Source organism: Methylobacterium trifolii, from assembly GCF_022179685.1.
In the GTDB taxonomy this organism is placed as follows: domain Bacteria; phylum Pseudomonadota; class Alphaproteobacteria; order Rhizobiales; family Beijerinckiaceae; genus Methylobacterium; species Methylobacterium trifolii.
The window spans coordinates 22,453-28,540 of the sequence record NZ_BPRB01000092.1 but is presented as its reverse complement, the minus strand read 5'-3'; the positions used below and the strand labels follow the sequence as shown (position 1 = coordinate 28,540).

The window sequence follows — 6,088 nt, the reverse complement described above, 5'->3', positions numbered from 1 at the left end:
CATAACACGCTCTAGAACGCCCGGCGGGCTGCGGACGATGGCAGCACCCTCGCCGATGCACGCATCACCGTTCCCGCCGGCCATTTCGGCGCAGACCATAGTCGCGGCTACAGGACGGCCACAAGACACACTTCGGAAATACGCCGCACGCCGATGCTGTCAGCGATACTGTCGTATCGGGATCACAGCGCTTTCAGACCCGAAAGGCCCCGGCGGGGTGCGCACGGCCGACCGCGAAGCGGCAGGGTCCCCCGGTCCGGCGATCGGACGGATCGCCCGGACCCGGTCCGAAGCGGGCTCGGGCGCGCCACCGCCGCTCCCGCGGCCGGCGACCGGGCGTGGTGCGGAACCCGGCCCTACCGGCGGCGGCCGGGGCGGGCCATCCAGTCGGAGCGGTTGCCGCGGCCGGCGGGCATGGCCTCGCCGACCCGGACCTGGGACAGTTCGGCGGCGCGCGCCGCGATCCAGCCGGTATGCTCGGCCACCGGCGTCACGGCGGTGAAGCCGCCGCAGGCGGTGCGCCGGCGGCTGTTCTGCTGGAGGGCGCCGCTCGACCAGGACACCACGCCGACGATGCGGTAGCCGCCGGGGCCGCCGGACAGGATCGGCCCGCCGGAATCCCCCAGGCACGCGCCGGCGCCCGCGGTCTCGGCGAAGCGCCGCCGGTCGGTCACCACGGTGACGCGGTTGGCGACCTGGAGCGAGCCGATCGAGACCAGCTGGGCCTGGCGCAGGGTGCGGGCGGTGTTGCGCCGGTTCTCGGCCACGACGCCGAAGCCGGCGATGTCCACGCTCTCGCCGGTGCCGATGGACCCGGCCCCGCGGGGATCGAGGGGCGCGAACTCAGGCCCCAGCGGCTGGGCGAGCTTCAACAGGGCGAGGTCGACGCCCGGCTGGTCCTCCGGCGTGGTGCCGGGCACGAAATCGGGATGCATCGAGGCGGCCACCGCCCCGATCCGGCTCTGCCGGAAGGCCCTGTCCACCACGACGACGCTGTAGCCGGCCTGGTGCATCACGCAATGGGCCGCGGTGAGCACGAGGTCGGGGGCGATGAGGGTGCCCGAGCAGATCTCGCCCTGCGTGCTCTCGATGCGCACCACGAAGGCGCGGGCGCCGTCCGGGTCGCGGGAGACCTGGCCGTTGATCACGGCCTGGGCGGAGACGGGCACGAGCCCGAACAGGGCGCCGAGCACGGCCTTGCGGAGGAAGGGGGGGAGCATCGGTCTCTCCGGACGGCGCGGTCGGGGCGACCGGGACCCAGCCTATCGTAAGGCAATCCTCCGGCCAAGCTGAGGTTCCGGCGCCGCGAAGACGGACGATCCGTCCGGCCGCGCGGCCGGGGCCGGCTCAGTTCCAGGCCGCGGCCCGGCCCCATCCCGTCAGGGTGCGGTCGAGCCAGTCCCGCTGGGGCCCGAGCAGCACCCCTTGGGTGAGGCCGCCGCAGGCCCCGCCGATCCAGGCGGCCACCGCCACGACCGCCCCGTCGCCGACGGCGACCGGGCCGCCGGAATCGCCCTGGCAGCCGCCGGCCCGGCCGGGGGCCTTGAGCCAGACCAGGATGCGGCTCGGGCCGTAGGGCTCGACCACCGGCAGGGCCACGGCGCGGAAGGTGCCGGTGGAGCGGGGATCGTTGGCACGCTCGGCGCCGTAGCCGGAGAGCGTCAGGCTCTCGCCCGCCCGCGGCATCGCCGCGCTCAAGGCGACCGGGCGGAACCGCGGCGGCAGGGCGGAGGCCGTGCGCAGCAGGGCGAGGTCGATCGAGCGCCGCCGCCCGGCCACCGCGCCGGCATCGTAGCCGGGATGGACCGCGCGGGCGGCCAGTTCCACGAGCACGGGCTTTCCCGCCTCGTCGCGGAAATGCACGCGCTGCTCCAGGCCGCCGGCGACGCAATGGCCGGCGGTGAGCACCGTGTCGGCGGCCAGCACGATGCCGGTGCAGACGCCGCCGTTCGAGGACAGGACCATCACCGCGGCCCCCGCCGGGGCCTCGGCCCCGCCGACCACGGCGCCAGCCGGCCCGGCCCCAAGGGCGAGCAGGCATCCCAAGGCGGCGGGCCCGCACCGAAGCCTCATCCCGAACAAGACCCTTCAGCGGCGAAAGAGCGGAGACGCGCGATGATCCCGATACGCGTGGAGGGGGCCGCCGTCGAGCCGGTGAGCCTGCCGGAGATGCGGGCCTACCTGCGCCTGCCCGCAGACGACGCGGGCGCCGAGGACGCCCTGATCCAGGCCCTGGTGACGGCCGCCCGCGCGAGCCTGGAGATCGAGACCCGGCGCATCCTGGTGCCGGGCCGCTACCGCATCGCCCTCCAGGCCTGGCCGCGCGACGGGCTGCTGCCGCTGCCGCTGAGCCCCCTCGTCGCCCTGGTGCGGGCCGGGTTCTCGGACGGGTCGGGGACGGTCGCGGACCTCGCACCCGGCCTTGTCGGCCTCGGACCCGATCCGGTCGAGGCGCCCTGCCTGCGGATCGCCCCCGCCGTGCCGGAACCTGCCGGCCGCAGCCTCCTGATCGAGGTCGATGCCGGCTTCGGCGGGTCCGGGCCGCCCCTGCCGGCCCCGTTGCGCCTCGCCGTCCTGCGGCTGGCCGCCGCCCGCTACGAGCACCGCGGCGACGAGCCGGATTCCTTTGCCACCGACGCCGCGCGGCTCGGCGCCCCCAACCGGCGCATGCGGCTGTGATTCTTCGTGTGTGCCGATCCCGACCGACGGTCGGGATCGGCGCGTCCGACGGACGCCCGCCGACGCGCAGTCGCGCGGGCAACGAGCCCGGCTCGTCACCTGACGCGTCCGACCCGCCACTTTGCCGAACCGAAAAACGGAGCCCGCCATGGCGATTCCGAACCCGCGCCCGCCCCTCGGGGCGCGGCGGCGACGCTTCGTGCTCGAACTGCCGATCGACGAGCCGGACGGCTTCGGCGGGTCGCTGCGCCGCTACGTCGCCGGCCCGGTGCTGTGGGGGGCGATCAGCCCGGTCGGCGAGGTCGAGCGCCTGCGCGGCGGCCGGGCGGACGTTGCGGCCAGCCACCGCATCACCCTTCGCGCCCGCGCAGGGCTGAGCGCGGCGATGCGCCTCTCGGCCGGGCCGCGGCGCTTCGCCATCCGCACTGTCAGCGACCCGGACGAGCGCGGGCGCGACAGCGTCTGCCACGTCGAGGAGCTGTTTCCGGCACCGCCCGCGCCGGAGCCACTGCCGTGAGCGCCCCGGTCGCGAGCCCCCTGCTCGCCATGCGCGCGGGCCTGATCGCCCTGTTTTCCACCGATGCGGCCCTGCGCCAGATCATGGGCGCGGCGGTCCGCCTCTACGACGAGCCGCCGCCGGGGGCGCCCCCCGTCTACGCCCTGTTCGGCGAGTGCGAGATCCGCGACGATTCCGTCGACGGAGCCCAGCGCCACCGGCACGATCACGCCCTCGTCGTGATCGCCCGCCCCGGCTCGACCCGCACCGCCGTGGACGCGGCCGAGCGCATGGCGGTGCTGCTGTCGGCCGGCACCCTCGTGCTCGCGGGCCACAGCCTCGTGACCCTGCGGGTGCGCACCATCGCGGCCCGGCGCGACGAGCGCAGCGGCGAGGCCCGCGCGAGCCTGACGATCGAGGCCGTCACCGAGACGCCCTGAGGCCGAAATCCCAAAAAAGGAGAGTGCGATGACCGCCCAGAAAGGCAAGGACCTCCTGATCAGGGCCGGGGACGGCAGCGGCGGCTTCGTCGCCGTGGCGGGCCTGCGCGCCCGGCAGATCGCCTTCAACGCCGAGGCGGTGGACGTGACCAACGCCGATTCCGCCGGGCGCTGGCGCGAATTGCTGGCGGGTGCCGGGGTGCGCCGCGCCGCGATCTCGGGATCGGGCGTGTTCCGCGACCAGGCCTCGGACGCCCGCCTGCGCCAGCTGTTCTTCGACGGGCTGATCGAGACCTTCCAGATCGTGGTGCCGGATTTCGGCACCCTGCAGGGGCCGTTCCAGATCCTGGCCCTCGAATACCGCGGGGACCATGCCGGCGAGGTCACCTTCGACATGAGCCTGGATTCGGCCGGCCTCCTCGCCTTCACGGCGCTCTAGATGGCCAATCGCAGGCGCGGCGAGGTGCCGCTCGATCTCGGGGGTGAGCGCTACACCCTCTGCCTCACCCTCGGCGCGCTGGCCGAACTGGAGGACGCCCTGCGGGCCGGCGACCTCGCCGGGCTCGCCGACCGCTTCTCGGACGGGCGGCTCGCCGCCCGCGACCTGATCGCGCTGCTGGGCGCGGCCCTGCGCGGCGGCGGGCACGACCTCGATGACGGGGCGGTCGCCCGCCTGCCGCTGGCCGGCGGCTTCTCCGCGGTGAGCGCCGCCCTGGGGGAGGTCCTGGTCGCCGCCTTCGGGGAGGATTCCTCCCAAAACCCTCCCAGGCCACGGGGGGCCGAGAGCCGGGCGTGAGCCCCGCCTTCCCGTGGGACGCGGCGATGGCGCTGGGCTTGTCCGCCCTGCGCTGGCGCCCGCGCGACTTCTGGGCTGCGACGCCGCGGGAATTGCTCGCCGCACGGGGCCTGCCCCCATCGCAAGAACCTCTGCGGCGGGGCGACCTGGAGCGGCTGATCGCGGCCCATCCCGACACGCCCTGACCGAAGCGCGCCGGCAAAGGACCTGAAGAATGACCGAGACCGACCTCGACCGGGCGAACGCCGCCCGCATCAGGCAGCTCGACACCCTGGACCGGCTGGCCCAGCGCTTCGGCCGGAGCCTGACCACGGCGCTCACCCGGAGTACCACGTCCGGGCGCCAGCTCGACGGGGTGCTCGGCACCCTGGGCACGCGGCTCGCCGGAATCGCCGTCCGGGCGGCGCTGGCGCCCGTGCGGACCGGCATCACCGGCCTCGTCAATTCCCTCCTGTCCGGCACGTCGAGCGCGGAGACGGGGTTCGCCCGCGGGGGGGTGTTCCAGGCCGGCCGGGTGCGCCCCTTCGCGGCCGGCGGGATCGTGGCCGCGCCGACCTACTTCCCCCTGAGCGGCGGCACCGGCCTGATGGGCGAGGCCGGCCCCGAGGCGATCCTGCCGCTGCGCCGCGGTTCGGACGGACGCCTGGGCGTCGCATCCGGGTCCGGCCCGCGGCCGGTGGCCGTCACCGTCAACATCGCCACCCCCGATCCGGGGGCGTTCCGCAAGTCGGAGGCGCAGGTGGCCGCGAGCCTCGCCCGCGCGGTGGCGCGGGGGCAGCGGGCGCTCTGAGGCGGCGCCGCAGCCTTCTCCTCCCCCTTGTGGGGAGGAGCCGGAGGTGGGGGTGGTGCAGACGGCACCGTGGCCCTCGATCCTGGACCACCCCCACCCTTGATCCCTCCCCGCAAGGGGGAGGGAACGCGTCGGCGATGCCGACCGACCGGGAGCCACCCGCATGCCGTCGGATTTCCACGAGGTGCGCTTTCCCCTCGACGTGTCGCTGCGCGGCAGCGCCGGCCCGAGCCGGCTCACGGAGGTCGTCACCCTGGCCTCGGGCCGGGAGCACCGCAACAGCCGCTGGGCGGATTCGCGCCGGCGCTACGATGCCGGCTTCGGCATCCGCACCCTCGACGCCCTCCACGCGGTGGTGAGCTTCTTCGAGGAGCGACGCGGGCGCCTCTACGGCTTCCGCTACCGCGACCGGGTCGACTTTCGCTCCGGCCCGCCGGGGCGGGCCATCGGCCCCGGCGACCAGCCGCTGGGCCTGGGCGACGGCACCAGGACCGCGTTCCCCCTGGCCAAGACCTACGGCAGCGGGGCCGCCGCCTACCGGCGCCTCATCGCCAAGCCGGTGGACGGCAGCGTGCGGGTCGCCGTCTCCGGCGTCGTCCTCGCCCCGGACCGCTTCGCCTGCGACGCCACCACCGGGCTCGTCACCTTCCTGCCCGGCGCGGTGCCGGCTGCCGGCGCCCCGGTCACGGCCGGCTTCGAGTTCGACGTGCCCGTCCGCTTCGACACCGACGACCTCACCGTGAACCTCGAAGCCTTCACGGCCGGCGAGATCCCCAGGGTGCCCCTGATCGAGATCGTGCCCTGACCGGATCGGCTCACACCGACAGGCGATGAGACCGTCTCATCGCTCGTCGCCCGCGCGACCGCGTGGCGGCGGGCGTCCGCCG

Annotated in this window: 10 protein-coding genes; 8 read left to right on the top strand and 2 right to left on the bottom strand. The window is 75.2% G+C overall.

The window, feature by feature from the left end; translation table 11 throughout:
• Window positions 1-356: 356 nt before the first annotated feature.
• Window positions 357-1,220 carry a S1 family peptidase gene (locus COGEMETH_RS09425; RefSeq protein ID WP_238182336.1) on the bottom strand — a complete coding sequence of 288 codons (864 nt, stop codon included), beginning with the start codon at window positions 1,218-1,220 and terminating at the stop codon, window positions 357-359.
• Window positions 1,221-1,347: 127 nt separating this feature from the next.
• Window positions 1,348-2,073 carry a S1 family peptidase gene (locus COGEMETH_RS09420; RefSeq protein ID WP_238182335.1) on the bottom strand — a complete coding sequence of 242 codons (726 nt, stop codon included), beginning with the start codon at window positions 2,071-2,073 and terminating at the stop codon, window positions 1,348-1,350.
• A gap of 42 nt (window positions 2,074-2,115) precedes the next feature.
• Here COGEMETH_RS09420 and COGEMETH_RS09415 point away from each other — a divergent pair, with 42 nt between their 5' ends.
• The 8 genes from COGEMETH_RS09415 (at window position 2,116) to COGEMETH_RS09380 (ending at window position 6,006) form a co-directional block, all read left to right on the top strand.
• Window positions 2,116-2,679 carry a head-tail connector protein gene (locus tag COGEMETH_RS09415; protein ID WP_238182334.1) on the top strand — a complete coding sequence of 188 codons (564 nt, stop codon included), beginning with the start codon at window positions 2,116-2,118 and terminating at the stop codon, window positions 2,677-2,679.
• A gap of 148 nt (window positions 2,680-2,827) precedes the next feature.
• Window positions 2,828-3,196, top strand: coding sequence for a head-tail adaptor protein (locus tag COGEMETH_RS09410; RefSeq protein WP_238182333.1), 369 nt, complete (start codon window positions 2,828-2,830; stop codon window positions 3,194-3,196).
• 29 nt (window positions 3,197-3,225) lie between these two features.
• Entirely contained in the window at window positions 3,226-3,615 is a 390-nt protein-coding gene (locus COGEMETH_RS09405) for a DUF3168 domain-containing protein (RefSeq protein WP_238182338.1), read from the top strand.
• Between the two features lie 28 nt (window positions 3,616-3,643).
• Complete coding sequence (locus COGEMETH_RS09400; RefSeq protein ID WP_238182332.1) at window positions 3,644-4,054, top strand: phage major tail protein, TP901-1 family; 411 nt, start codon at window positions 3,644-3,646, stop codon at window positions 4,052-4,054.
• Entirely contained in the window at window positions 4,055-4,411 is a 357-nt protein-coding gene (locus COGEMETH_RS09395) for a gene transfer agent family protein (protein WP_238182331.1), read from the top strand.
• On the top strand, window positions 4,408-4,596 hold the full coding sequence (locus COGEMETH_RS09390; RefSeq protein WP_283214974.1) for a phage tail assembly chaperone: 189 nt from the start codon (window positions 4,408-4,410) through the stop codon (window positions 4,594-4,596). Before COGEMETH_RS09395 ends, COGEMETH_RS09390 begins: the two co-directional genes overlap by 4 nt.
• 29 nt (window positions 4,597-4,625) lie before the next feature.
• Window positions 4,626-5,201, top strand: coding sequence for a phage tail tape measure protein (locus COGEMETH_RS09385; RefSeq protein ID WP_238182330.1), 576 nt, complete (start codon window positions 4,626-4,628; stop codon window positions 5,199-5,201).
• Window positions 5,202-5,364: 163 nt separating this feature from the next.
• Entirely contained in the window at window positions 5,365-6,006 is a 642-nt protein-coding gene (locus tag COGEMETH_RS09380) for a DUF2460 domain-containing protein (protein WP_238182329.1), read from the top strand.
• The last annotated feature ends 82 nt before the right edge of the window (window positions 6,007-6,088 follow it).